The sequence below is a fragment of the Acidovorax sp. HMWF018 genome (assembly GCF_003061035.1).
GTDB classification, from domain to species: domain Bacteria; phylum Pseudomonadota; class Gammaproteobacteria; order Burkholderiales; family Burkholderiaceae_C; genus Acidovorax; species Acidovorax delafieldii.
Map to the genome: position 1 here is coordinate 1 of NZ_QAIM01000657.1, position 25,741 is coordinate 25,741.

Annotated in this window: 21 protein-coding genes; all 21 read right to left on the reverse strand. The window is 65.3% G+C overall.

The window, feature by feature from the left end; all coding sequences use genetic code 11:
• Positions 1–1,210: cell division protein FtsZ (ftsZ, locus tag DBR23_RS27625; protein ID WP_108500186.1), on the reverse strand; the 1,210-nt coding region annotated here is incomplete at its 3' end.
• Positions 1,211–1,361: 151 nt separating this feature from the next.
• Positions 1,362–2,591, reverse strand: a complete 1,230-nt coding sequence (gene ftsA / locus DBR23_RS27630; protein ID WP_015012559.1) for a cell division protein FtsA — start codon at positions 2,589–2,591, stop codon at positions 1,362–1,364.
• A 107-nt stretch (positions 2,592–2,698) separates the two neighbouring features.
• On the reverse strand, positions 2,699–3,502 hold the full coding sequence (locus DBR23_RS27635; RefSeq protein ID WP_099731221.1) for a cell division protein FtsQ/DivIB: 804 nt from the start codon (positions 3,500–3,502) through the stop codon (positions 2,699–2,701).
• Positions 3,502–4,491, reverse strand: a complete 990-nt coding sequence (locus DBR23_RS27640; RefSeq protein ID WP_056646738.1) for a D-alanine--D-alanine ligase — start codon at positions 4,489–4,491, stop codon at positions 3,502–3,504. Before DBR23_RS27640 ends, DBR23_RS27635 begins: the two co-directional genes overlap by 1 nt.
• Positions 4,488–5,921, reverse strand: coding sequence for a UDP-N-acetylmuramate--L-alanine ligase (murC, locus tag DBR23_RS27645; RefSeq protein ID WP_108500187.1), 1,434 nt, complete (start codon positions 5,919–5,921; stop codon positions 4,488–4,490). The genes DBR23_RS27640 and murC overlap by 4 nt, the downstream gene beginning before the upstream one ends.
• A complete protein-coding gene (gene murG / locus DBR23_RS27650; protein WP_108500188.1) occupies positions 5,918–6,982 on the reverse strand; it encodes an undecaprenyldiphospho-muramoylpentapeptide beta-N-acetylglucosaminyltransferase in 1,065 nt (354 codons plus the stop codon). The genes murC and murG overlap by 4 nt, the downstream gene beginning before the upstream one ends.
• A 79-nt stretch (positions 6,983–7,061) precedes the next feature.
• Positions 7,062–8,330: a putative lipid II flippase FtsW gene (ftsW, locus tag DBR23_RS27655; RefSeq protein WP_056059212.1), complete on the reverse strand. Its 1,269-nt coding sequence runs from the start codon at positions 8,328–8,330 to the stop codon at positions 7,062–7,064.
• Positions 8,327–10,252 (reverse strand): UDP-N-acetylmuramoyl-L-alanine--D-glutamate ligase, encoded by a 1,926-nt coding sequence (murD, locus tag DBR23_RS27660; RefSeq protein ID WP_369882180.1) that lies wholly within the window; start codon positions 10,250–10,252, stop codon positions 8,327–8,329. Before murD ends, ftsW begins: the two co-directional genes overlap by 4 nt.
• A gap of 47 nt (positions 10,253–10,299) precedes the next feature.
• Entirely contained in the window at positions 10,300–11,478 is a 1,179-nt protein-coding gene (gene mraY / locus DBR23_RS27665) for a phospho-N-acetylmuramoyl-pentapeptide-transferase (protein WP_015012552.1), read from the reverse strand.
• 39 nt (positions 11,479–11,517) lie between these two features.
• Positions 11,518–12,996, reverse strand: coding sequence for a UDP-N-acetylmuramoyl-tripeptide--D-alanyl-D-alanine ligase (gene murF, locus DBR23_RS27670; protein ID WP_108500189.1), 1,479 nt, complete (start codon positions 12,994–12,996; stop codon positions 11,518–11,520).
• The gene (locus tag DBR23_RS27675) at positions 12,987–14,501 is read right to left on the reverse strand and encodes a UDP-N-acetylmuramoyl-L-alanyl-D-glutamate--2,6-diaminopimelate ligase (RefSeq protein WP_108500190.1); all 1,515 of its coding nucleotides are present in this window, start codon (positions 14,499–14,501) and stop codon (positions 12,987–12,989) included. Before DBR23_RS27675 ends, murF begins: the two co-directional genes overlap by 10 nt.
• Positions 14,501–16,246 (reverse strand): penicillin-binding protein 2, encoded by a 1,746-nt coding sequence (locus tag DBR23_RS27680; RefSeq protein WP_056745274.1) that lies wholly within the window; start codon positions 16,244–16,246, stop codon positions 14,501–14,503. Before DBR23_RS27680 ends, DBR23_RS27675 begins: the two co-directional genes overlap by 1 nt.
• Positions 16,243–16,572: a cell division protein FtsL gene (gene ftsL, locus DBR23_RS27685; RefSeq protein WP_056059227.1), complete on the reverse strand. Its 330-nt coding sequence runs from the start codon at positions 16,570–16,572 to the stop codon at positions 16,243–16,245. Before ftsL ends, DBR23_RS27680 begins: the two co-directional genes overlap by 4 nt.
• A 1-nt stretch (position 16,573) precedes the next feature.
• Positions 16,574–17,500: a 16S rRNA (cytosine(1402)-N(4))-methyltransferase RsmH gene (gene rsmH, locus DBR23_RS27690; RefSeq protein WP_108500191.1), complete on the reverse strand. Its 927-nt coding sequence runs from the start codon at positions 17,498–17,500 to the stop codon at positions 16,574–16,576.
• 8 nt (positions 17,501–17,508) lie between these two features.
• Positions 17,509–17,937: a division/cell wall cluster transcriptional repressor MraZ gene (gene mraZ, locus DBR23_RS27695; protein WP_015012546.1), complete on the reverse strand. Its 429-nt coding sequence runs from the start codon at positions 17,935–17,937 to the stop codon at positions 17,509–17,511.
• A 252-nt stretch (positions 17,938–18,189) separates the two neighbouring features.
• Positions 18,190–19,515, reverse strand: coding sequence for an ATP-dependent protease ATPase subunit HslU (hslU, locus tag DBR23_RS27700; protein ID WP_108500192.1), 1,326 nt, complete (start codon positions 19,513–19,515; stop codon positions 18,190–18,192).
• A 132-nt stretch (positions 19,516–19,647) separates the two neighbouring features.
• Positions 19,648–20,214 (reverse strand): ATP-dependent protease subunit HslV, encoded by a 567-nt coding sequence (gene hslV / locus DBR23_RS27705; RefSeq protein ID WP_056059237.1) that lies wholly within the window; start codon positions 20,212–20,214, stop codon positions 19,648–19,650.
• 151 nt (positions 20,215–20,365) lie between these two features.
• Positions 20,366–22,105 (reverse strand): STAS domain-containing protein, encoded by a 1,740-nt coding sequence (locus DBR23_RS27710; protein WP_108500193.1) that lies wholly within the window; start codon positions 22,103–22,105, stop codon positions 20,366–20,368.
• A 47-nt stretch (positions 22,106–22,152) separates the two neighbouring features.
• Positions 22,153–22,950: an RNA polymerase-binding protein DksA gene (gene dksA, locus DBR23_RS32380; RefSeq protein ID WP_082522359.1), complete on the reverse strand. Its 798-nt coding sequence runs from the start codon at positions 22,948–22,950 to the stop codon at positions 22,153–22,155.
• A 197-nt stretch (positions 22,951–23,147) separates the two neighbouring features.
• On the reverse strand, positions 23,148–24,209 hold the full coding sequence (locus tag DBR23_RS27720; RefSeq protein ID WP_099731227.1) for a GTP-binding protein: 1,062 nt from the start codon (positions 24,207–24,209) through the stop codon (positions 23,148–23,150).
• A 112-nt stretch (positions 24,210–24,321) separates the two neighbouring features.
• On the reverse strand, positions 24,322–25,557 hold the full coding sequence (locus DBR23_RS27725; RefSeq protein ID WP_108500194.1) for a class I SAM-dependent rRNA methyltransferase: 1,236 nt from the start codon (positions 25,555–25,557) through the stop codon (positions 24,322–24,324).
• Between the last annotated feature and the right edge of the window lie 184 nt (positions 25,558–25,741).

Below are 25,741 nucleotides of genomic sequence, written 5' to 3' on the forward strand. Positions count from 1 at the left end.
TTTCCAGGTCATCCATACCGCCGGACGACAGGGCATCCACGCGGGCTGCGGCCTGCGTGCGGTTGGTACGCCACACGCTGGGTACCGACATGCTGCCATAGTCGGCCTGCGCGCTGCCCGTGTGGCCGCCTTGCACGCCCACGGTACCACCCAGCGTACCCACACCGGCGACAGGCATCTGGTAGGCCATGTTGTCCGTACCCGTGCGCAGGCCACCCTGCACCACCGAGATGGGCTGACGGCGCGCATTGGCACGCGACAGACCCGTGGCCACCACGGTCACGCGGATCTCGTCACCCAGGCTTTCGTCATAGGCAGCACCAAAGATCACGTGCGCGTCGGTCGATGCGTAGGCGTTGATGGTGTTCATGGCCTGGCGTGACTCGGACAGCTTGAGGCTGCCCTTGCTGGCCGTGACCAGCACCAGCACACCCTTGGCGCCCGACAGGTCGATGCCTTCGAGCAGCGGGCAGGCGATGGCCTGCTCGGCTGCGATGCGTGCGCGGTCTGGGCCGCTGGCCGTGGCCGTGCCCATCATGGCCTTGCCGGGCTCGCCCATCACGGTGCGCACGTCTTCAAAGTCCACGTTCACCTGGCCGTATTCGTTGATGATCTCAGCGATACCGCCCACAGCGTTCTTGAGCACGTCATTGGCGTGCGCAAAGGCCTCGTCCTGGGTGATGTCGTCGCCCAGCACGTCCAGCAGCTTCTCGTTGAGCACAACAATCAGCGAGTCCACGTTGGCTTCCAGTTCGGCCAGGCCATCGTCCGCATTCTTCATGCGGCGACCGCCCTCCCAGTCGAAAGGCTTGGTGACCACGCCCACCGTCAGGATGCCCATCTCCTTGGCCACGCGCGCGATCACGGGCGCAGCGCCCGTGCCCGTGCCGCCGCCCATGCCCGCCGTGATGAACAGCATGTGGGCGCCAGAGATGGCTTCACGGATATCGGCAACCGCCGCCTCAGCCGCATCGCGGGCTTTCTCGGGCTTGCCCCCAGCACCCAAGCCGCTGTTGCCCAGCTGGATGACGCGGTGCGCCGAACTGCGCGTGAGCGCCTGTGCATCGGTGTTGGCGCTGACAAACTCCACGCCCTGCACGCTGCGGGCAATCATGTGCTCGACGGCATTGCTGCCGCCACCGCCCACACCGATCACCTTGATCTGGGTGCCCTGGTTGAATTCTTCGGCTTCGATCATTTCGATGGTCATCTTGGAGCTCCTGGTTCTAAATTCGTATGCAATTGCCAATTGAGAGATGGGATCATTTTTCTTGTAGTGCGTGGCGGTCCTGTACATCGCCATCGCTCGCGCGGTATCTGGTGAGGGCTCCCACGCGCTAGCCACAGGGGGTATTTCATGGTCAGAAATTCCCCACGATGAAATCTTTGAAGCGCCCGAATGCGGTCTTCATGGACCCACTCTTCTGAGCCACCTTGAAGCCGCGCAGACGTGCCAGGCGCGCTTCTTCCAGCAGCCCCATCACGGTGGCTGCACGGGGCTGGGCCACCATGTCAGCCAGGGCGCTGGAATACTTCGGTATGCCGCGCCGCACGGGCTTGAGGAAGATGTCCTCGCCCAGTTCGATCATTCCCGGCATGACCGAGCTGCCGCCCGTGAGCACGATGCCCGACGACAGCACTTCTTCGTAGCCCGACTCGCGCACCACCTGCTGCACGAGCGAGAAGATTTCTTCCACACGCGGCTCGATCACACCGGCCAGCGCCTGCTTGCTCAGCATGCGCGGGCTGCGGTCGCCCAGGCCGGGCACTTCCACTTGCGCCTCGGGGTCAGCCAACAGTTGCTTGGCGTAGCCGCTTTCCACCTTGATGTCCTCTGCGTCCTTGGTCGGGGTGCGCAGTGCCATGGCGATGTCGCTGGTGATGAGGTCGCCCGCAATCGGAATCACCGCGGTGTGGCGGATCGCGCCGCCAGTGAAGATGGCGACATCGGTCGTGCCCGCGCCGATATCCACCACCACCACGCCCAGCTCGCGCTCGTCGTCAGTGAGCACGGCCTGGCTGCTGGCCAGAGGATTGAGCATGAGCTGCTCGACCTCCAGGCCGCAGCGGCGCACACACTTGATGATGTTCTCGGCCGCGCTCTGCGCGCCGGTCACGATGTGGATCTTGGCCTCCAGGCGGATGCCGCTCATGCCGATGGGCTCCTTCACATCCTGCCCGTCGATCACGAATTCCTGCGGCTCCACCAGCAACAGGCGCTGGTCGCTGCTGATGTTGATGGCCTTGGCCGTCTCCACCACGCGGGCCACGTCGGCCGACGTGACTTCCTTGTCCTTCACCGCCACCATGCCGCTGGAGTTGAGACCGCGAATGTGGCTGCCCGTGATGCCGGTGTAGACGCGCTGGATCTTGCAGTCCGCCATCAGCTCGGCCTCTTTCAGCGCCTGCTGGATGCTCTGCACGGTGGCATCGATGTTGACCACCACGCCGCGCTTGAGACCATTGCTTGGGGCCACGCCCAAGCCTGCGAGCTTGAGCTCGCCATTGGGCAGAACCTCGGCCACCACAGCCATGACCTTGGCGGTGCCAATGTCCAGCCCCACGACGACGTCTTTGTATTCTCTTGCCATATCAGTCTCTGCCCTTCTCGGTTCTGTCCCGCTGTCCCACCAACCCCTCGCACCGCCCTCTCGGGGCCCGCAGAGTGCTGCGTTTTGCTCTGTCTTGCCTCATGCCATTACCTCTTGCGCACGGCCGTCGCGCCGGTTGCGTCTGCAGTCACTGTGGTCACACCCCGCAGGCGCAGGGCGTAGCCCCCGGCGTGGCGCAGGTCCGCAGACTCCAGCGCGTCCACGCGGCGGCCATACTGCGCGGCCACCTGGGTCAGGGTGCGTACAAAACGCTGCGTGCGCTGCACCACTTCCTGCGGCGTACCGCCTCCCAGCTCCACCACGGCCTCGCTGTCGAGGGTCGCGCGCCAGCCGCCTCGCCCGGTCAGCTGCAGCTCTTCCACGTCCAGGCCCAGAGGTTTGAACACTGGCTCCAGCAGCCCATACATCTGCAGCACCTCGGCCGAGCTGCCTGTAGGCCCCTGCAGGCGCGGCAGGCCCTCCTGCTCCACGTCGCCCACATTGGCCTCGAAGACTTCGCCCTGGCTGTTGACCAGCGCTGAGCCGGTGTCCGGCCCCCAGTACGCCACCGCGTCATGCTCCTGCAACTCCACACGCAAGCTGCCGGGGTACACCCGACGCACTTGCGCGCGGCGTACCCAGGGCACCTGCTCGAAGGCCTCGCGGGCGGCACGCAGGTCCACGGTGAAGAAGTTGCCCACCAGATGTGGCGCCACATTGGCCCGCAGGGTCACCGCGTTGTTGTGCACCAGCTCGCCCTGCACCACGATGCGTGCGATGGCAAAGCCGGGGTAGCGCAGCACCCACCCCACCCCCGCCGCCAGCACGGCCAGGGCGCAGCCCACGAACAGGACCGACGCGGTCAGGTTCATGAGCTTGACGTCCAGGGGTGCGGGCAGCGTCTGGGTCATCAGGCGGCCTTTGGTTTTGCGGGCGTGTCGAGGGCCGCATCGGCGAGGATGCGCAGACACAGCTCTTCGTAGCTGATGCCCGAGGCGCGGGCCGACATGGGCACCAGCGAATGCCCCGTCATGCCAGGGGATGTGTTCATCTCCAGCAGGAAGGGCTTGCGGTCACTCGCGCGGATCATCAGGTCGGCACGGCCCCAGCCCCGGCAGCCCAGGGTGCGGTAAGCCTCCAGCACGATGCGCTGGATCTCGCGCTCTTCGGCCTCGGGCAGGCCGCTTGGGCACTGGTACTTCACGTCGTCGGTGAAGTACTTGTTCTGGTAGTCGTAGGCGCCATCGGGCGCCACGATGCGGATCACCGGCAGCGCACGCGCGCTGGCGCCCTGGCCCAGCACGGGGCAGGTCACCTCTTCGCCCTCGATGAACTCTTCGCACAGCACGTCGGGGTCGTACTGGGCAGAGAGCTGCACGGCCTCCTGCATGTCCGAATAGCCACGCACCTTGGTCACGCCGATGGACGATCCTTCGCGCGGCGGCTTGACGATGAGCGGCAGGCCCAGCTCGTCGGGCACGGTGCGCACCACCTCGCGCTGCTGCCGGTCCGGAGCCAGCCACACATAGCGGGGCGTGGGCAGGCCCTCGGCCAGCCACACCCGCTTGGTCATGACCTTGTCCATGGCGATGGCCGATGCCATCACGCCGGGGCCGGTGTACGGAATGCGCAGCAGCTCCAGCGCGCCCTGCACCGTGCCGTCTTCGCCATGTCGGCCGTGCAGCGCGATGAAGCAGCGCGCATAGCCGTCGCGCTTCAAATCACCCAGCGCGTTCTGTGCGGGGTCAAACGCATGGGCATCCACCCCACGCGAGCGCAGCGCCTGCAGCACGCCGCTGCCCGACATCAGCGACACCTCGCGCTCGGCCGAGTCCCCGCCCATCAGGACGGCAACCTTGCCCAGCGACTTCACATCGATATTCGATTCAGGAAGGGTCATAGTGCGCTCCCTTCATGCGCTTTCAGCTCATTATTCTGTAGCATCTCAACCACCTTGCCGGGCACTGCGCCAATGGAGCCGGCTCCCATGCACATCACCACGTCGCCCGCGCGTGCGTTGTCGGCAATGGCCTGGGGCAGATCGACCACGTTGTCCACAAACACCGGCTCCACACGGCCGGCCACACGCAGGGCACGGGCCAGCGAGCGTCCATCGGCGGCCACGACCGGCGCCTCGCCAGCGGCATACACCTCGGTGAGCAGCACCGCGTCGGCATGGCCGATCACCTTGACGAAATCTTCAAAGCAATCGCGCGTGCGGGTGTAGCGGTGCGGCTGGAAGGCCAGCACCAGGCGCCGCCCGGGGAACGCACCGCGTGCGGCCGCCAGCGTGGCAGCCATCTCCACAGGGTGGTGGCCGTAGTCGTCGATGACGGTGAAGGTGCCGCCGTCCTTCGCGGGCAGATCGCCATAGCGCTGGAAGCGCCGGCCCACGCCCTTGAAGCCCGCCAGCGCGCGCTGCACGGCGTCGTCGGGGATGTTGAGCTCCACCGCCACGGCAATGGCCGACAGCGCGTTGAGCACGTTGTGCTCGCCCGCGAGGTTGAGCACGATTTCCATGTCGGGCAGCGTGACGCCGTTGCGCCGCTGCACGGTGAAGCGCATCTGGCCCGCCTCGGCGCGCACGTTTATGGCGCGCACCTGCGCGTCTTCAGAGAAGCCGTAGCTGGTGATGGGGCAGGTCACGCTCTGCAGGATGTCGCGCACAGCGGGACTGTCCACACACAGGATGGCCGTGCCGTAGAACGGCATGCGGTGCAGGAAATCGACAAACGCGCCCTTGAGCCGACCGAAGTCGTGGCCGTAGGTCTCCATGTGGTCGGCGTCAATGTTGGTCACCACGGCCATCACGGGCAGCAGGTTCAAGAACGACGCATCAGACTCATCGGCCTCGACCACGATGTAGTCGCCGCTGCCCAGTTTGGCATTGGCGCCCGCACTGTTGAGCTTGCCGCCGATCACAAAGGTGGGATCCAGCCCCGCCTCGGCCAGAACGCTGGTCACAAGGCTGGTGGTGGTGGTCTTGCCGTGTGTGCCGGCTATGGCAATGCCTTGCTTGAGGCGCATCAGCTCGGCCAGCATCAGTGCGCGCGGCACCACGGGGATCTTCTTTTCGCGTGCGGCCAGCACTTCGGGGTTGTCCGATGTGACTGCTGTGGACGTGACCACGGCGTCGGCACCATCGATGTGCGCGGCCGCGTGGCCGAGGCAGGTCTTGATGCCCAGGTCGGCCAGGCGGCGCAGCGTGGCGCTGTCGGCCAAGTCCGAGCCCGAGATGCGGTAGCCCAGGTTGAACAGGACTTCTGCAATGCCGCTCATGCCGGCGCCGCCCAGGCCGACGAAGTGGATGTGGCGAATCGCGTGTTTCATGCCAACTCCTCGCAGGCAGTCACCACTTCGCGGGTGGCGTTGATTTTTTGCATGTTTTTGGCCTTGAGCGCTACATCCACAAGCGTGGACCGCTCCAATTTCAATAGCATTTCAGACAACCCTTGCGGCGTCAGGTCGCGCTGTTGCACCAGCCAGCCGCCGCCCGCATTCACCAGGAACTGCGCGTTGGTGGTCTGGTGGTCATCCACGGCCGACGGGAAGGGCACGAAGATGGACGCGGCGCCCACGGCCGCGATCTCGGTGACGGTGCTCGCACCCGCGCGGCAGACGATGATGTCGGCCGCTGCGAACGCGCTGGCGGTGTCGTCGATGAAAGGCGTCAGCTCTGCCTCGACACCTGCGGCGGCGTAGTTGGCGCGCAGCGCATCGATCTGCGCCACACCGCTTTGGTGGACTACGGTGGGGCGCTGGTCGGCAGGCATCAGCGCAATGGCCTGGGGCACGATCTCGTTGAGCGCACGCGCGCCCAGGCTGCCACCCACCACCAGCAGGCGCAGCGGGCCGCTGCGGCCCGCAAACCGTTCGGCCGGGCCGGGCTGCTGCGTGAAGGCGGTGCGCAGCGGGTTGCCCACCCACTGGCCCTTTTTGAACACGTTGGGGAAGGCGGTGAACACCCGGTCGGCCACACCGGCCAGCACCTTGTTCGCCATGCCCGCCACGGAGTTCTGCTCGTGCAGCACCAGGGGCTTGCCCGCGAGCACGCCCATCATCCCGCCCGGAAAGGTGATGTAGCCGCCCAGGCCCACCACCACATCGGGCTTCACACGGCGCACGACCTGCAGCGCCTGCCAGAACGCACGCAACAGGCGCAGCGGCAGCAGGGCCAGCGTGACGAGCCCCTTGCCGCGCACGCCCGAGAAATCGATGAGTTCCAGCGCAAAGCCGTGCTGCGGCACGATGCGTGACTCCATGCTGCCGGGCGCGCCCAGCCAGTGCACGCGCCAGCCACGCGTGCGCAACTCTTCGGCCACGGCCAGGCCGGGGAAGATGTGGCCACCGGTGCCACCGGCCATGATGAGTGCGGTCTTTTGCTTGCTCATACGCGGCCTCCGCGCATGAGGCACTGCGTGCCTGGCATTGCTTGCGCAATGCACAGCTTGTTTTGGTGAAACAAACTTTTCATACGCGGCCTCCGCGCATGAGAAGTTTGTTTTCGTAATCGACCCGTAGCACCACCGCCAGCGCCACCAGATTCATCAGAATCGCCGACCCGCCAAAACTCATCAGCGGCAGCGTGAGCCCCTTGGTCGGCAGCGCGCCCAGGTTCACGCCCATGTTGATGAAGGCCTGAAAACCGATCCAGATCGCCACGCCCTGCGCCACCAACCCCGCGAACACGCGGTCCAGCGCAATGGCCTGGCGGCCGATGTGCATGATGCGGCGGGTCATCCACAGGAACAGCACGATGAGCGCGACCACGCCCACCAGGCCAAACTCTTCGCCGATCACGGCCATCAGGAAGTCGGTGTGCGCCTCGGGCAGCCAGTGCAGCTTCTCCACGCTGCCCCCCAGCCCTACACCAAACACCTCGCCGCGCCCGATGGCGATCAACGAGTGCGACAGCTGGTAGCCCTTGCCGAGTGCATGCTGTTCGCTGAAGGGATCCAGGTACGCAAACACGCGCTCGCGGCGCCAGGGCGAACTGGCGATCATCAGCGCAAAGGCACCCACCAGCACCCCTGCGATCAGGAAGAACATGCGGGCATTCACACCGCCCAGGAACAGGATGCCCATGGCAATCACGGCCACCACCATGAAGGCGCCCATGTCGGGCTCGGCCAGCAGCAGCACGCCGACGATGGCCACCGCAGCGCCCATGGGCAGCACGGCGCGGAAGAAGCGCTCCTTCACCTCCATCTTGCGCACCATGTAGTCGGCGGCATAGATCAGCACCGCAAACTTGGCCACCTCGGAGGGCTGGAAACCCACCGGACCGATGGACAGCCAGCGGCGCGCGCCATTGACCACCTTGCCCACGCCGGGGATCAGGACCGCCACCAGCATGAGCAAGGCCACGATGAACAACCAGGGCGCCACCCGCTCCCACAGCGCCATGGGCACCTGGAACGCCAGCAGCGCCGCCACAAACCCTACCACCAGGTACATCATGTGACGGGTCAGGAAATGGGTGGACGCATAGTTGGCAAAGCGCGGGTTGTCCGGCATGGCAATCGACGCCGAATACACCATCACCAACCCCCACGCCAGCAGTGCCACCACCACCCAGAGCAAGGCCTGGTCAAAGCCCAGCACGCTCGCGGGCGTGCTGGACGACTGCCGGTACTCGGTGCCGCCCACGCGCACGGGCAACACGTCGGCCGCCTTGCCAGGCAGGCCACCGAACCAGCCGGTCACGCGTTGCAACAGGGTGCTGGCGGGTGCCGTCATTGCATGCCCTCGGCCGACTGGCCCGCATCGTCGGCCATCGCGCGCACGGTCTCGCAAAAGACCTGGGCGCGGTGCTCGTAGTCCTTGAACATGTCGAAACTGGCGCAGGCGGGCGACATCAGCACCGCATCGCCAGAATGGGCGCGCTGCGCGGCCAGTGCAACGGCCTCAGGCAAGGTGTCCGCATCGAGCAACGGCACGCCAGCGTCCTGGAGCGCAGCGCGGATCAGCGGTGCGTCGCGGCCAATCAGCACCACCGCACGTGCATAGCGCGCGACGGGGGCTGCCAGGGGCGCAAAGTCCTGCCCCTTGCCTTCTCCGCCCAGAATGACCACCAGACGCCGCTCCGTGCCCAACCCCACCAGCGCTGCCGCCGTGGCGCCTACGTTGGTGCCCTTGCTGTCGTCAAAATACTCGACGCCATGGATGATGGCCACGGGCTCCACACGGTGCGGCTCACCCCGGTACTCGCGCAGGCCGTACAGCATGGGCGCCAGCGGGCAGCCCGCTGCCGTGGCCAGCGCCAGCGCCGCCAAGGCATTGGTGGCGTTGTGGCGCCCCCGGATGCGCAGCGCATCCGCTGGCATGAGCCGCTGGATATGCAGGTCCTCTTCGACCTCGTTGCGACCACGCTTGCGGGTTTCGTCTGCATCCATGGCACGCACCAGCCAGGGCATGCCGCTGACCACCTCAATGCCGAAGTCGCCCGGACGCCGGGGCATGTCGCCACCAAAAGTGATGTGCGCGCGCACCTGCGGCTTTTGCAGTTTGACCTTGACGGGCGGTGGCAGCATGCCCATCACCGCAGGGTCTTCGCGGTTCAGGATCATCAAGCCCGTCTGGCCAAAGATGCGTGCCTTGGCCGCAGCGTAGGCCTCGATGCTGCCGTGCCAGTCCAGGTGGTCCTGCGTGATGTTGAGCACCGTGGCGGCTGTGGGTTCGAAGCCGTCTTCACCCCCATTCACGCCATCGAGCTGAAAACTCGACAGCTCCAGCACCCACACATCGGGCAAGGTGTCGGAATCCAGGTGTTCTGCCAGCGTGTCGAGCAGGGTCGGACCGATGTTGCCTGCCACGGCCACACGTTTGCCCGAGCGTTCCACCAGCTGACCGGTGAGCGAGGTCACGGTGGTCTTGCCGTTGGTGCCGGTGATGGCGAGCACGGCCGGGGCATATGCATGCGATGCACGCAGCGCGGCCAGGGCCGTGGCATACAGGCTCAACTCACCGCCAGCGCTGATGTTGTTTGCACGAGCCGCTTCCAAAACAGGAGCAACTGCTTCAGGGCTCAGCCCTGGCGAACGATAGACCGCGTGCAGGCTCTGCCCCTGCACCAGACTGGCATCGAATGCGCCCGACACAAAACGCACCTGGGGCAGCTCCTGCTGCAGCGCAGGCAGTTGTGGCGGGGCAACGCGCGTGTCGGCCACGGTGACCCGCGCACCACAACGCACACACCAGCGTGCCATCGCCATGCCCGAGGCGCCCAGGCCCAGAATCAGGATGTGCTGATCTTGCAGCAGGTTCGCAACGCCCTCGCGCGCCGGGCCTGCAGGCACGTCCGGCGTCATGGGCTCGTCGGCCTCTGCGGTGTCTGCAGCGCCCGCACTGTCAGCGGCTCCCGACTCAGGAGCCGCCACCTCGGCAAAGATCTGCGCCACAAAATCCGCTGCGGCCTTCGCGGCGGAGACAGCAGGCACGGCCTCGGGGTTCCAGGCAGTGCTGGTGCTCTTTCCTGCCGGCGCACCTGGGGCCGCCTCAGTGACCTCTGCGGGAGGCATGCCGTCTGGCACTTCGCTGCCCGATGCCGCACTGTCCTGCCCTGGATTCACATCGGGTACCGCGGGCGCAGCATCCTGCCTGCCAGGGTCGACCTCTGGAGCACCGGCAGCATCCACCCCAGCCCCTGCCAACGGGGGCATGGCCTCGGACGTGCCGAGGGGGTCAGGGACAAGAGGATCGTTCGGGTTCATCGCAGTTTCAGCGTGGACAGGCCAATCAGGCACAGCAGCATGGTGATGATCCAGAAGCGCACGACCACCTGCGTTTCTTTCCAGCCGCTCTTTTCAAAGTGGTGGTGCAGGGGCGCCATCTTGAGCAGGCGGCGGCCTTCGCCATAGCGCTTCTTGGTGAACTTGAACCAGGTGACCTGCAGCATCACCGACAGGGCCTCGACCACAAAGATGCCGCCCATGATGGCCAGCACGATCTCCTGGCGCACGATGATGGCGATGGTGCCCAGGGCTCCGCCCAGCGCCAGCGCCCCCACGTCGCCCATGAAAACCTGGGCGGGGTGCGCGTTGAACCAGAGGAAAGCCAGGCCCGCGCCCGCCATGGCAGCGCAGAAGATCAGCAACTCGCCCGAACCCGGAATGTGCGGGAAGAACAGGTACTTGGAATACACCGAGCTGCCGGTGACATAAGCAAACACGCCCAGCGCCGAGCCCACCATCACCACGGGCATGATGGCCAGGCCGTCCAGGCCGTCGGTCAGGTTCACCGCATTGCTGGAGCCCACGATGACGAGATAGGTGAGGATCACGAAACCGAGCACGCCCAGCGGGTAACTCACTTCCTTGAAGAAGGGCAACTGCAGCCCCGCCTTGGGCGGCAGGTCGAGCGAAAAGCCCGACTGCACCCAGCCCACGAACAGCTCCCACACCTTGGCGTTGGAGCTTTCAGAAATGCTGAACACTAGGTACAGCGCGGCCATGAGGCCGATCACCGACTGCCAGAAGTACTTCTCGCGCGAACGCATGCCTTCGGGGTCCTTGTTGACCACCTTGCGCCAGTCGTCCACCCAGCCGATGGCGCCAAAGCCCAGCGTGACGATGAGCACAATCCACACAAAGCGGTTGGACAGGTCAAACCACAGCAGGGTGGAAATGGCGATCGACAACAGGATCAACACACCGCCCATGGTGGGCGTGCCGCTCTTGGACAGGTGCGACTGCATCGCATAGCCGCGGATGGGCTGGCCGATCTTGAGCGAGGTGAGGATGCGAATCACCTTGGGGCCGGCCACCAGCCCGATGAGCAGCGCCGTCATGGCGGCCATCACCGCACGGAACGTGAGGTACTGGAACACCCGAAAGAAGCCGAACTCGGGCGACAGGCCCTGCAGCCATTGCGACAGCATCAGCAGCATGTGGCACCTCCGGCATGGGCTGGCACCGTACGGGCAATATCAATGCGTTGCGCCATGGTGTCCCTCCCGTGGATTGATCGGCTTTTGTTGTTGTTCTGGGGGCAGTGCGGCGGCGCTGATCGCCTCGACCACCTGTTCCATCTTCATGAATCGCGATCCCTTGACCAGCACGCTGCCCACCGTGGGCAGGGCGTTGCGCACCGCATCCTGCAGTGCGCTCATATCGTTGAAATGCCGGGCAACACCACCCTGCCCGTCGCCGTACGCCGACGCGGCGTGCACCGACTGCGCGCCCAGCGCAAACATCGTGGGGATACCAGCCTCACGGGCCAGTGCGCCGGCCTCGGTGTGGAACTGTGGCCCCTGGTCGCCCACCTCGCCCATGTCGCCCATCACCAGCAGTTGCGGGCCTGGCAGTTCGGCCAGCACCTGGATGGCAGCGTGCATGGAATCGGGGTTCGCGTTGTACGTGTCGTCCACCACCGTGATGTCGCGGCCCGCGACGGTCACACTGAAAGCGCGCGAGCGGCCCTTGACCGGTGTGAAGTCGCGCAGCCCCTGGGCAATGGCCGCGACGGGTGCACCCGCTGCCAGCGTGCACGCCGTGGCCGCCAGCGCGTTGGTGACGTTGTGGCGGCCAGCGATGTGCAGGCGGGTCGTGATCTCGCCGCGTGGTGTAGTCAGGGTGACCGCCCAGGCGCCGCGCTCCCACGTGGCCTGCGCACAGCGAACATCACCGCCATCACCAAAGGTCACCGTGCGGCGGCCGGGCCGCCCCAGGGCCAGCGACTGCCACAGGCCCGTGTAGGCATCCCCTGACGGGAACACGGCCACGCCATCGGAGGGCAAGCTGGCAAACACCGAGCCGTTCTCGCGGGCCACCGCCTCGACGGTATGCATGAACTCCAGATGCTCCCGCTGCGCGTTGTTGACCAAGGCCACCGTGGGCTGGGCCATGGCGGCCAGCGTGGCGATCTCGCCAGGGTGGTTCATGCCCATCTCGATCACGGCGGCGCGGTGGCTGGCGCGCAGGCGCATCAGCATCAGCGGCACACCGATGTCGTTGTTGAAATTGCCCTGCGTGGCAAACGCAGCCTCACCCTGCCAGGCACGCAGGATGGACGCGATCATCTGCGTCACCGTGGTCTTGCCATTGCTGCCCGTCACGCCGATCAGCGGCAGGTGGAACTGCGTACGCCAGCCGGTGGCGAGTGCGCCCAGCGCAGCCAGGCTGTCGGGCACTTCGATGCCGGGCAAACCGGCTGCCTCCAGACCACCGTGTGCAATGGCTGCAGCGGCACCGCCAGCACGGGCATCGGCCAGGAAGGCGTTGGCATCGAAACGCTCGCCCTTGAGCGCCACAAACAGATCGCCCGGCTGCAGGGTGCGCGTGTCGGTGTGCACACGCGCCAGCTGCGTGGCGCCATCGCCCACCAAGCGGGCAGCGGGAATACGCGGCTGCAGCAGCGCCCAGGCTTGCTGCAGTGTCATGACGGGTGCAATGGTGTTCATGCCCATGTGTGGGCTCCTCGGGCCTGCAGCGCAGCTTGCGCATGGGCCATGTCGGAGAACGGCACGCGCACGCCTGCCGCCTCCTGAGTGTCTTCGTGGCCCTTGCCGGCAATCAGCACCACATCGGCAGGTGCGGCCTCGGCAATGGCCTGCGCGATGGCGGCCGCACGGTCGGGCTCGGCACGCACGGTGCCACCGGCAATCGTGCCCTGCAGGATCTGGTGCAGGATGGCTGCCGGGTCTTCGCTGCGGGGGTTGTCGCTGGTCACCAGCACCTGGTCGGCCTGCTGCTGGGCTACGGCACCCATCAGCGGGCGTTTGCCCGCGTCGCGGTCGCCGCCGCAGCCGAACACGCACCACAGCCGCCCGCCACGCTCGGTGGCCAGGGGGCGCAGGGCTTGCAGGGCCTTGTCCAAAGCGTCGGGGGTGTGGGCGTAGTCCACGGCCACCAGGGGTTGCCCCACCGCCACCAGCCGCTGCATGCGGCCCGGCACGGGCTGCAGGCTGGCGCAGGCGCGCACGGCGCGGCCCAGCGGCACACCCAGGCTGCGCAGCGTGGCCAGCACCCCCAGCAGGTTCAGCACGTTGTACTGGCCGATCACGCGGGTTTGCAACAGCTGCCGGTCAGAGCCCTCGGCCACCGTGAAACACAGGCCCTGGTCGCCCAGGGTGATGTCCTGCGCCGCCAGGCGCGCAGCCCCCTGGGCCGAGACGCTCCACAGATCCAGGGCACTGCCCTTCAGCTCGCCATGCAATTGGGCGCCTGCAGGGTCGTCCACATTGATGATGGCAGCCTGCAGGCCCGGCCAGTCGAACAGCGCCCGCTTGGCCAGCCAGTAATCGGCCATGCTGCCGTGGTAATCCAGGTGGTCTTGCGTGAAGTTGGTGAAGATGGCCGCGTGGATGTGCGTGCCGTCGAGCCGGGCCTCGGCCAATCCAATCGACGAGGCCTCGATGGCGCAGGCACCGAGGCCCTGCGCCACAAAATGGGCAAACGCGCGCTGCAACCGCACCGGGTCGGGTGTGGTCATGCCGGTGGAGGTGAGCGCGGGTGGCAGTCCCATGCCCAAAGTGCCCACCAGCGCACATTGATCTTGCCCTGATTGCTCCTCATTCGATAGCGCATTCAGAGCACCTGCGAGCCACCACGCCGTGCTCGTCTTGCCGTTGGTTCCCGTCACCGCCAGCACCTTCAGCTGCTGCGTGGGCTGCGCAAACCATTCGGCGGCGATGGGCCCTGTGGCGGCCTTGAGACCTTGCAGCGCGGCCATGTGGTCGCCCGCAAAAGCGAAGGCCTCGACCCCCGCCTGTTCGACGAGGCAGGCCGTGGCGCCACGCACCATGGCGTCGGCCACATGCGCGCGGCCGTCTGTGGCGGCACCGGGCCAGGCAATAAAGCCGTCGCCGGGCGTGATCTGGCGGCTGTCGGTGTGCAGGGAGCCGGTGACGCGCGTGCGCAGCCATTGCACCGCGTCGCTGGCAGTCTGGAGGGTGTGGAGCGGCGCTTGCATCACAGCGACTCCTCCACGGCATTGGCCACGATCTGCGGCTTGACGGCCATGTCGGGCTGCACGCCCATCATGCGCAGGGTCTGCTGCACCACCTCGCTGAACACCGGCGCGGCCACGGCACCGCCGTAGAACACGCCGTTGCTGGGCTCGTCGATCATCACGGCCACGATGATGCGGGGCTTGTCGATGGGTGCCATGCCGGTGAACCACGCGCGGTACTTGCCCGAGGCGTAGTTCTTGCCCACCTGCTTGCGTGCCGTGCCCGACTTGCCGCCCACGGAGTAGCCCACGGTCTGCGCCTTCTGGCCCGTGCCGCCGGGGCCTGCGGCCATCTGCAGCATCTTGCGCACCTGGTCGGCCGTGCGCTCGGAAAAAACAGGCACGCCCACGGCGGGCTCGGCCGTCTTGAGCATGGTGGCGGGAATCACCCGACCGCCATTGGCAAACACGGTGTACGACCGTGCCATCTGGAACAGGCTGGCCGAGAGGCCGTAGCCGTACGACATGGTGGCCTGCTCCACAGGACGCCAGCTCTTGTAGGGGCGCAGGCGGCCCGTCACCACGCCCGGGAAGTGCAATTGGGGCTTCTGACCAAAACCGGCGGCCGAGAAGGTCTCCCACATCTCGCGCGCGGGCATCTGCATGGCCAGCTTGGTGGTACCCACGTTGCTGGACTTCTGGATCACGCCTTCGACCGTGAGCACGCCGTAGTTGTGCGTGTCCGAGATCGTGGAGCCGGTGATGGTGATGCGTCCGGGGTTGGTATCCACCACGGTCTCTGGGCGCACGCGCCCGGTCTCCAGCGCCAGACCGATGGTGAACGGCTTCATGGTCGAGCCGGGCTCGAACACGTCGGTCAGCGCACGGTTGCGCAGCTGCTCGCCAGTCAGGTTCTGGCGCTTGTCGGGCACGTAGCTCGGGTAGTTGGCCAGCGCCAGCAGCTCGCCCGTGTGGGCATCAAGCACCACCACACTGCCCGCCTTGGCCTTGTGCGCGGCGACCTGGTCGCGCAGCTTCTGGTACGCAAAGAACTGCACCTTGCTGTCGATGGACAACTGCATGTCCTTGCCGTCGACCGGGGGCACGGTTTCGCCCACGCTTTCCACCACGCGGCCCAATCGGTCCTTGATCACGCGGCGCGAACCAGGCTTGCCTGCCAGCTCCTTGTCGAAGGCCAGCTCCATGCCTTCCTGGCCATGGTCTTCCACGTTGGTGAAGCCCACCACGTGTGCGGCGGCCTCGCCCTCGGGATACTGGCGCTTGTATTCCTTGCGCTGGTAGATGCCCTTGATGTCCAGAGCCGCAATCTGCTGGCCCACATCCCAGTCGAGCTGGCGCTTGATCCAGACGAAGGTCTTGTCCTCATCTGCCAGCTTTTTCAGCAGGTCGGCCTGCGGCATGTCCAGCAGCTTGGCCAGCTGCTTGAGCTTGGCGCGAACCTCGGGCCTGTCCTGGTCCACGTCTTCGGGGATCGCCCAGATGCTGGCAGCCGGCACGCTGGACGCGAGGATCAGGCCATTGCGGTCCACGATCTTGCCGCGGTTGGCAGGCAGCTCCAGCGTGCGCGCAAAACGCACCTCGCCCTGACGCTGGAAGAACGCGTTGCCAAACACCTGCACATAGGCAGCCCGCCCAGCCAGCCCCAGAAAGCCCAGCCCAATCACCGCCACGATGAACTTGCTGCGCCAGACCGGCGTCTTGCTGGCCAGCAAAGGGCTGGATGTGTAGAGCACGCTGCGGCTCATGGCTGCACCCCGGCGGGTTGCGAAGCGGCGGCGGCTGCCGCTGCGGTGGCAGTTGCGACGCCTTGCGGGTCAGACACGTACTGGGTGATCGCTGGGGTGGCGGTGCGCATGTTCAGCTGCGCACGCGCGATCTTCTCCACCCGCAGCGGCGTGGCCTGGGCGCGCTTTTCCACCTGCAGGCGCTGGTGCTCCGTCTCCAGACGGCGGGCCTCGGCCACGGCGCGGTCCAGCTCGGTGAACAGGCGGCGCGATTCGTACTGGGTGTGCACCAGATAGATCGCACTGGCCAGCACCGCCAGCAACAGGACCACGTTGAGCCGCGTCATGTCAGACTACCGCCGTGCGCTCGGCCACGCGCATGATGGCGCTGCGCGAGCGGGGATTGGCCTCGACCTCGGCCGCACTGGGCTTGATGCGGTCGAGCGCGATGAGCTTCATGGCCTGCGGCGCAGCAAACGGTGCGCGGCGGTCGTAGACCTCCTTGGAATGCTTGGCGATGAACTGCTTGACGATGCGGTCTTCGAGCGAATGGAAGCTGATGACCACCAGCCGCCCACCGGGCTGCAGCACCGAGAGGCTGGCCTCTAGCGCCTGTTGCAGCTCTTCAAGCTCGGCGTTGATGAAAATCCGAAGAGCTTGAAATGTGCGCGTTGCAGGGTTCTGGCCCGGCTCGCGGGTTTTGACCGCGCCAGCCACGAGGTCGGCCAGTTCTGCGGTGGTTGCAAGAGGACCCCGTTCTTCGCGCCGAGCAACAATCGCCTTTGCAATGGGGCCAGCAAACCGTTCTTCACCGTAGTCACGTATCACCTCCGCAATCTGACCGACTTCGGCCGTGGCCAACCAATCGGCCACGCTTTCGCCGCGCGTGGTATCCATGCGCATGTCCAGCGGACCGTCAAAACGGAAACTGAAGCCCCGCTCGGGGCTGTCGATCTGGGGCGAGCTCACGCCCAGGTCCATCAGCACGCCCGCAGCACTGGCAGACGGCAGGTCGGCCAGATGGCGAAAACCTTCGTGCCGAATGGAAAAACGCGCATCGGTGATGCGCGTTGCTTCGGCGATGGCTTCGGGGTCCTTGTCAAAGGCCACCAGGCGCCCCTGGGGGCCCAGCCGGAGCAGGATGAGGCGGGAGTGCCCGCCGCGCCCGAAGGTCGCATCGATCCAGGTGCCGGAAGGCTCCGGGCCTGCGCCGCCCAGGAGAGAGTCCACGGCCTCATTCAGCAGGACGGTGGTGTGTTGCAAGGGGGATGTCACAGCGCGCCTTAAAAGGAGAAGTCCTTGAAGACATCCGGCATCTCACCCTGCATGGCCTTGGCTTCCTGCTCGTCGTAGGTGGCCTTGTCCCAGAGTTCGAAATGGTTGCCCATGCCCAGCAGCATGGTGTCTTTGGAAATACCGGCGGCTTCGCGCAGCTCGGGGGAGATCAACACACGGCCGGTAGCGTCCATGTCCACATCCATGGCATTGCCCAGGAAGATGCGCTTCCACCACTGGGCGGACATGGGCAGCTGGGCAATGCGCTCGCGGAACTTCTCCCATTCAGGGCGGGGGAAGACCATGAGGCAGCCGTGCGGGTGCTTGGTGATGGTGAGCTGACCGGATGCCGTGGCCGCGAGGACGTCACGATGCCGGGTCGGCACGGACAGCCGACCCTTCGCATCGAGACTCAGCGACGAGGCACCTTGAAACACGGACAGATTCCCAGTTCGGTTTTGCGCCTCGCAGGTCCAGAAACGGACCTTGAGGGCACTTTTCACCACTTAATTGCACTTTTTTGCACTGTAGCAGGAAAAGCACACCGAACAAGGGGGTTGTCCCACAAACTTTTCAATGAAATCAACGACTTAGATGCGTTTTTTCAGACACCAGAACGCCAAAAGTCGTTGAAAAAGAAGCACTTAGAGAGGCCTATGAAAGTGACCTCTCAAGGGTTGACCGAGTGGTCACAGGATGTAGCGCGACAGGTCCTCGTCCTGGCTCAGGGTCTGCAGGCGGGTATCGACGTAGGCGGCGTCGATGGTGATGGCCTGGCCGGCCAGGCGGGTGGCGTCAAAGCTCACCTCGTCCAGCAGGCGCTCCATCACCGTGGACAGGCGGCGCGCGCCGATGTTCTCGGTGCGTTCGTTCACCTCAAAGGCGATGTGCGCCAGGCGGGTGATGCCCTCGGGCGAGAACTCCAGCGCGACGCCCTCGGTGGCCAGCAACGCCTGGTACTGCTTGACCAGCGACGCATGGGTCTGGGTGAGGATGGCTTCGAAGTCCTTGACCGACAGCGATTCCAGCTCCACCCGGATCGGGAACCGTCCCTGCAGCTCCGGGATCAGGTCGCTGGGTTTGGACAGGTGGAACGCCCCCGAGGCGATGAACAGGATGTGGTCCGTCTTGATCATGCCGTACTTGGTGGACACCGTGGTGCCCTCCACCAGCGGCAGCAGGTCGCGCTGCACGCCTTGGCGCGATACGTCGGCGCCACTGCTTTCCTGCCGCGCGGCCACCTTGTCGATCTCATCGATGAAGACGATACCGTTTTGCTCGGCGCTGGCCACCGCGCGGGTCTTGATGTCCTCTTCGTTGACCAGCTTGGCCGCCTCTTCATCGGCAATGAGCTTCAGGGCCTCGGCGATCTTGAGTTTGCGGGTCTTGCGCTTGTCCTGCCCCAGCTGGCTGAACATGCCACGCAGTTGCTCGGTCATCTCTTCCATGCCCTGGGGGCCCATGATTTCGAGCTGGGGGCGGCCTTCGGCAACGTCGATCTCGATCTCCTTGTCATCCAGTGCACCTTCGCGCAGCTTCTTGCGAAAGACCTGGCGGGCCGTGTTGTCAGCGGCGGGTTCGCTGCCTGCCGCTGCGCGGGCCGGGGGGATCAGCACGTCCAGGATGCGTTCCTCGGCGGCATCTTCGGCGCGTGTGCGCACCTTCTTCATCTCGGTCTCGCGCGTCTGCTTCACAGCCATCTCAGCCAGGTCGCGGATGATGGAATCCACGTCCTTGCCCACGTAGCCCACCTCAGTGAACTTGGTGGCCTCGACCTTGATGAAGGGCGCATCGGCGAGTCTTGCAAGGCGGCGTGCAATCTCGGTCTTGCCCACGCCGGTGGGGCCGATCATGAGGATGTTCTTGGGCGTGATCTCCTGGCGCAGGCTGCCTTCCACCTGCTGGCGGCGCCAGCGGTTGCGCAGAGCGATGGCCACGGCACGCTTGGCGCTGGCCTGGCCCACGATGTGGTGGTCCAGCTCGGAGACGATTTCCTGGGGGGTCATGGACGACATACAGGTCTTCCTGGTATCAAATGGGACTGCAGCGCTAGTGAATCATGCACCAGCAGCTATAAAAAACAGAGCATTTAGCCCTCGATGCGCTGACCGTGAGGCCAGCGCGGGGCCTGTTCCACCGTCGTACGCTCAGAGCGTCTCGATGGTGTGGTTCATGTTGGTGTAGATGCAGAGTTCGCCCGCAATTTCGAGCGACTTTTTCACGATCTCTTGGGCAGACAACTCGGTATTCACCAGCAGCGCCTTGGCCGCCGAGTGCGCATAAGCGCCCCCCGAGCCAATCGCCACGATGCCTTGCTCGGGCTCCAGCACGTCGCCATTGCCGGTGATGATGAGCGACGCACTGGCGTCGGCCACGGCCAGCATGGCTTCGAGGCGGCGCAAGACCCGGTCGGTACGCCAGTCCTTGGTGAGTTCGATGGCAGCGCGCGTCAGGTGGCCCTGGTGCTTTTCCAGCTTCGCCTCGAAGCGCTCGAACAGCGTGAACGCATCGGCCGTGGCGCCCGCAAAGCCCGCCAGCACCTTGCCGTGGTAGAGCTTGCGAACCTTCCGCGCCGTGCCCTTGACCACGATGTTGCCCAGAGTGACCTGCCCATCGCCGCCGATGGCGACCTGGATGCCGGAAGGCGTCTGGCGACGCACACTGAGGATGGTGGTGCCGTGGAACACCGGATGGTTGTCTTGAGATGAATCCATAGCTGCGGCAGATGGGGATCACCAGGCATTTTGCAAGCCGACCTCGGGACGGATGCCGCGCACGCAGCCTGGCCAACCACGCGACACGCCATTCCCCAACGCCCGCAAGACTGGAATCTGGACCGGAACAGGCCCTCCAGGAGAGGTGCTTCTAGTTCTTCCGGGGAACCACCCAGGCGTGCTCGTTGATTCCGATCACGTTGAAGAAGATCGCCACCAGCCGCTGCAGGTTGTGGAACTGGATCACATGGCCGTGGCCCTGTTGCTCAGCCGCCCAGTTGAGCACGGAGCCTGCAGCAGCAAAGTCCACCCGGATCAGCTTGTCGCAGGCGATGGTCAGCGGCACGCCGGGCTTGAAGTGTGCCTCGAACGGCTGCAGCAGGGGCGTGGCATCGCCGTCGATATGGCCGCTAAGCTGTGCGACGGGTCCGGTCTCCAAGGGAGCGGGGACCGACGACTCACCGAGATCGGACGCCATGAAACCGCTGTCGGCGGCCAGAGGCGCAGAGCCTGAAGACACACCCTCGTTGTCCGAGTATCCGCAACGTGGCGACACCCAGGAGGGCGGAGAGACTTCGTAGGTCACGCAGTAGTCGAGCGCCACCAGTTCAAACTCGTCGGGCTTGCCCATGAGGCGCATGGCTGCCATGCGCAAACGCCACCACTCGGGGCTGTTCGAGCGGTCGCCCGACTGGGTCTTGGCATCGAGCAGGGCATGGAGTTTTTCAACCCCCGAAAACACGATCTGGACATCGCGGTCGGCCCACAGGCTGAACTGGTCAGCCAACAGGGGCACTGCCGCCTCGTCAATCGAAGCAAGGCGTGACCAGGACAGCGTCCAGGGTGACGCAGCACGGGCCAGCGAGGCCTGCAGTGCCGCCACCGAAGAAACCGCCACGGTGGGCGGAGCGTTCCAGCTGAAATCACGGCGCATGGCAGCGGCAGGCTCGGCAGCGGGAGCCACTTCAACGGCCAGGCCCAGTTGCGCCGGGATGGAAAACCACAGCGGCGCCGAGCGGCCATATTGCGCGGCAAAGTCGATGGCCAGGGTGTCAAAACGGTCGTGCTGCCCGGTGGCCCGGTAAAGGTCGAACAGCGTCATCCAGATTTCCAGCTGCTGCGCTGGATCGTCCTGCTGGTGCTGGGCCAGCACCTCCAGCAGGCCAGACTCGGCCCCTGCATGGTCACCATTGGCAAACCGGATGGCGGCTTCTTCAAGATCGGGTTCGTGCACGAATTCCTCCGGTTCGAATGCGGGCGCGGGCGCAGCCGTGGGAGCCGCAGGGCTGAAGGATGCTTCGACGTGTGGGGCGCTGCCGGGCAGCATGGTGGCGTCCGTGCCACCAAAGCGGCCAATGGCCATGCTGTCATCAGCAAACAGAGGCTGAACGGCGGGTTTGGTATCCAGCGGGGCAGACAGGCTTCCGGGCACCGTGGGCGCATAGGCACGGGCTTGCTCTTCCGCAGACGTCTCCGTGCTGGAATCCGGCATCACCCCTGGCTGGGTGGGTGCGTCGGCGCCCTGCTTGCTCTTCCACCACTGCTGGGACATCTGCGCTTCGATCTCGTCGATCTTCTTGAGCGTGACGGCCCGCTCGTCGGGCGATGCCATGCTGCTCTGGAAAAACGAGGGGCGCCCTGCTGCATCTTCCACCCGCTGCCCGTGCAAGACCTCGCGCTGGCGCAGCTTGCGCAGCTGATCGAACTCGCGGCGCCGCACAAAATCGTTGCGGCGCTTGCGCTCGATCATCTCCTTGAGCATCTGCTTGCTGTACTGGCTCTCCCGGTCGTCCTGGAGGGAGTCCAGCTCCGTCCAATTGACGGTCGGATTCTTCACGAACCGCACCACCTTCGATAGCAGGCCGCCAGGGGTGGATTCTTCCTTGCTCATGGCTCAGGGTGCAGAGTGCGCGCGTTGATCAACAGGCGGCTGCCTGCTCAATCCCCAAACATCTTCTGCTTGAGTTCGCGGCGTTGCTGCGCTTCGAGCGACAGCGTGGCGGTGGGACGTGCGATCAGGCGGCCCACACCAATGGGCTCACCGGTTTCGTCGCAGTAGCCGTAGTCACCCGCATCGATGCGGGCAATGGATTGTTCGATCTTCTTGAGCAACTTGCGCTCGCGGTCGCGGGTGCGCAACTCCAGTGCGTGCTCTTCTTCGATGGTGGCGCGGTCGGCCGGGTCGGGCACCACCACGGTGTCCTCACGCAGGTGCTCAGTGGTTTCGCCGGCACTGTTGTGGATGTCCTGCTTGAGCTGAACGAGCTTGAGGCGGAAGAACGCCATCTGCTTTTCGTTCATGTACTCGCTGTCGGGCATGGCCATGACTTCAGCGTCGGTCAGCTCGGCGACGGACTTGGTTTTCCAGTTGTTCGCCAGCTTGGGGTCTTTTTTGGCAGCCGTGTAAGTGGGCTGCGCTTGCGCGGTCGTGGGCATGGTGTGTTGATAACTGGCTTTGGCAGCTGTCGAAGCCACCGTCTGTGCCATGGATGGTACGGTCAATTGGGCCAATCGGGAAGAAGGCCGGGTTGTGCGCACGGGTACCTGCGAGCCCGCTTGCAGTGCGGGCGCCGGAGCGGGTGCCGCCACGGCCGGGGGCGCGACCACCTTGGGTGCCGCAGCAGCCTTGGCAGTGGCCTTCGCAGCAACTTTGGGTGCCGCTGGGGCGGCGGCGCTTTTCGCCGCGGCAGGGGTTGCCTTGGTGGCCCCCTTGGATTTGCTGGTGTCGGCTTTCACTTCCTGGTCTCCTCGCAGTACGGGCGGGCCCCAGCTGCATTCGCAGCCAAGGGCGTGTGGCAAGCCTTCCGGGGTCTAGAACCTGTTCACAGGTTCTTGCCGGGGCGCGATTGTATCGACCTGGGCTGACGCAAACGGAAACGTTGCAGATACAACACAAATCGGGCTCCATCGCCCCCTCGGAACCGGCGAACAGGTCAAACCAGGCTTTGCTCCAGCCCCTGCAGGAAGATGTCCTTGGGCAGGTCAATGCCAATAAAGACCATCTTGCTGGTACGCGCTTCGCCCTCGGCCCACTGGGGGCCCAGGTCGCTGCCCATGAGCTGGTGCACGCCCTGGAATATGACCTTGCGTTCAGTGCCCTTCATATTCAGCACCCCTTTGTAGCGCAGCATGCGCGGGCCGTAAATATTGACGATGGCGCCAAGGAAGTCTTCGAGCTTGGCCGGATCGAACGGGCGGTCCGATCGGTACACAAAACTCTTCACATCGTCATCGTGGTGATGGTGATGACCATGGCCGTGCTCATGCTGGTGGGAGGGGTGGCTGCAGTGCTCGCCATGTTCGTGGTCATGGTCGTGGTGGTCATGCCCATCCCCTTCTTCCTTGAGGAAGTCCGGGTCGATGTCCAACTTGGCATTGAGGTTGAAGCCGCGCAGGTCCAGCACCTCCTTGAGCGGCACTTCGCCAAAATGCACGGCCTTGATGGGCGCGCGCGGGTTCATGTGCTTCAGGCGATGGATCAGCGCGTCGGTCTCGTCCTTGGACACCAGGTCGGTCTTGGACAGGAATATCTGGTCCGCAAACCCCACCTGGCGGCGCGCCTCCTGCCGGTCGTTGAGCTGCTGTGGCGCATGCTTGGCGTCCACCAGCGTGATGATCGAGTCGATGAGGTAGGTTTCGGCGATCTCTTCGTCCATGAAGAAGGTCTGTGCCACGGGGCCCGGGTCGGCCACGCCGGTGGTCTCGATCACGATGCGGTCAAAGTCGAGCAAGCCCTTGCGCTTTTTGGCCGCCAGCAGTTGCAGCGTCTCGCGCAGGTCTTCGCGGATGGTGCAGCAGATGCAGCCATTGCTCATCTGCACGATCTGCTCCTTGGACTCGGTCACCAGGATGTCGTTGTCGATGTTTTCTTCGCCGAATTCGTTCTCGATCACGGCGATCTTCTGGCCATGGGCCTCGCTCAAGAGGCGCTTGAGCAACGTCGTTTTGCCCGAGCCCAGGAAGCCGGTGAGGATGGTGACGGGGATCAGTGCCATAAATCTGTCTTTCAAGGGAATCAAATACTTGCGCTGCGCGGCGCAGTGCCCCACCCAGGGGCATCTTTTTCAGTGTACCGAGGCTGTCAAGCCCCTGCTGGCACCGGAACGCTCACCCCTTGCGCATCACCACCAGCCCCTTGAGGTACTCGCCCTCCGGAAACTCCAGCGTCATCGGGTGGTCGGGCGCGCCGCCCAGGCGCTCCAGGATGTAGCCGTCCACCCCAGCATCCGCTCCGGCCGAGGCCACGATCTTGTGGAACAGGTCGGCGCTGATGCCGCCTGAGCACGAGAAGGTGAACAGCACCCCGCCGGGCGACAGCAACTGCAGCGCCAGCCGGTTGATGTCCTTGTAGGCGCGCGCGGCCCGCTCGGCGTGGGCCGCCGTGGGGGCGAACTTGGGCGGGTCCAGGATGATGGCGTCAAAACGCTGGCCTTCCTTGAGGAACTGGCGCAGCGAGGCATTCACGTCGGCATCGAGGAAGGTGGCACGGTTCGGATCAAACCCGTTGAGCGCCACATGGGCGCGGGCGCGCTCCAGGGCCGGGCCCGAGGAATCGATGGAGGTCACGTGCCCGTCGGCCACAGTGCCCGCTGCACGCATGCCCGCCAGTGCCGCCACGCTGAAGCCACCGGTGTAGCAAAAGCAGTTAAGCACATGCTTGAAGCCCAGGCGCTGGGTGTAGTCGGCAAACCGCTGGCGGCTGTCGCGCTGGTCCAGATAGAAGCCGGTCTTGTGGCCCTCAGCGATGTTGAGCGTCAGACGCCACTGGTGTTCACGGATCGTGAGTTCGAGCGGCGGCCCCTCGCCATCACCTGCCGCACCCGTGGGCCCACCGCGCAGCCAGCCGGTGGCGGGCTCCAGGCCCTCCAGCGAACGCACGCTGGCATCCGAGCGCTCGTAGAGCTTGGTCAGCCCCGTTTCGCGCAGCAGCGCATCGGCAATCACGCCCTTCCAGCGCTCGGTGCCTGCGCTGGTGAACTGCACCACCAACGTATCGCCATAGCGGTCCACGATGAGCCCGGGCAGGCCGTCGGACTCGCCATGCACCAGACGCACGCCATCACTTTGCACATCAAATCGGGCTCTAGCGATTATGGAACGTGCGCAAGCAGCTATAAAAAACGGAGCATCAATGCGTTGTGCCTCATCAAAGCTCCACACCCGGGCACGGATGCGCGAGCTGGGGCTGTACGCAGCCCAGGCCAGAAACTGGCCTTCGTGCGATTCCACGCGCACGGTCTCGCCGCTGTCGCCGCCGCCCTTGGCGATGGCCGATTCAAAGATCCAGGGATGGCGGCGCAACAGCGAGCGCTCTTTGCCTGCGCGGAGTCGGAGGGTTTTCATGACCCGGATTGTGCGTGCTGGCGGGCACGGGTGAGCCACCCGCCGATGGAAAACTGCGCGCAAAAGCTACCCACGCCCCTGGTCACACCCCCATCAGGCAGGCCCAGCCAGCCCTTCCCAGCCCGGCAGGAACGCAGCCGATCTGCCTCATTGAAACCGCGTATTTGACAAATATGATTTGCAA

Bases quoted from the DNA above. Each gene is read 5' to 3' on its own strand.
- ftsA (WP_015012559.1), bottom strand. From the start codon at position 2,591: ATGGCAAGAGAATACAAAGACGTCGTCGTGGGGCTGGACATTGGCACC.
- DBR23_RS27635 (WP_099731221.1), bottom strand. From the start codon at position 3,502: ATGACCCAGACGCTGCCCGCACCCCTGGACGTCAAGCTCATGAACCTG.
- DBR23_RS27640 (WP_056646738.1), bottom strand. From the start codon at position 4,491: ATGACCCTTCCTGAATCGAATATCGATGTGAAGTCGCTGGGCAAGGTT.
- murC (WP_108500187.1), bottom strand. From the start codon at position 5,921: ATGAAACACGCGATTCGCCACATCCACTTCGTCGGCCTGGGCGGCGCC.
- murG (WP_108500188.1), bottom strand. From the start codon at position 6,982: ATGAGCAAGCAAAAGACCGCACTCATCATGGCCGGTGGCACCGGTGGC.
- ftsW (WP_056059212.1), bottom strand. From the start codon at position 8,330: ATGACGGCACCCGCCAGCACCCTGTTGCAACGCGTGACCGGCTGGTTC.
- murD (WP_369882180.1), bottom strand. From the start codon at position 10,252: ATGCCCCCGTTGGCAGGGGCTGGGGTGGATGCTGCCGGTGCTCCAGAG.
- mraY (WP_015012552.1), bottom strand. From the start codon at position 11,478: ATGCTGCTGATGCTGTCGCAATGGCTGCAGGGCCTGTCGCCCGAGTTC.
- murF (WP_108500189.1), bottom strand. From the start codon at position 12,996: ATGGGCATGAACACCATTGCACCCGTCATGACACTGCAGCAAGCCTGG.
- DBR23_RS27675 (WP_108500190.1), bottom strand. From the start codon at position 14,501: ATGCAAGCGCCGCTCCACACCCTCCAGACTGCCAGCGACGCGGTGCAA.
- DBR23_RS27680 (WP_056745274.1), bottom strand. From the start codon at position 16,246: ATGAGCCGCAGCGTGCTCTACACATCCAGCCCTTTGCTGGCCAGCAAG.
- ftsL (WP_056059227.1), bottom strand. From the start codon at position 16,572: ATGACGCGGCTCAACGTGGTCCTGTTGCTGGCGGTGCTGGCCAGTGCG.
- hslU (WP_108500192.1), bottom strand. From the start codon at position 19,515: ATGTCGTCCATGACCCCCCAGGAAATCGTCTCCGAGCTGGACCACCAC.
- hslV (WP_056059237.1), bottom strand. From the start codon at position 20,214: ATGGATTCATCTCAAGACAACCATCCGGTGTTCCACGGCACCACCATC.
- DBR23_RS27710 (WP_108500193.1), bottom strand. From the start codon at position 22,105: ATGAGCAAGGAAGAATCCACCCCTGGCGGCCTGCTATCGAAGGTGGTG.
- DBR23_RS27720 (WP_099731227.1), bottom strand. From the start codon at position 24,209: ATGGCACTGATCCCCGTCACCATCCTCACCGGCTTCCTGGGCTCGGGC.
- DBR23_RS27725 (WP_108500194.1), bottom strand. From the start codon at position 25,557: ATGAAAACCCTCCGACTCCGCGCAGGCAAAGAGCGCTCGCTGTTGCGC.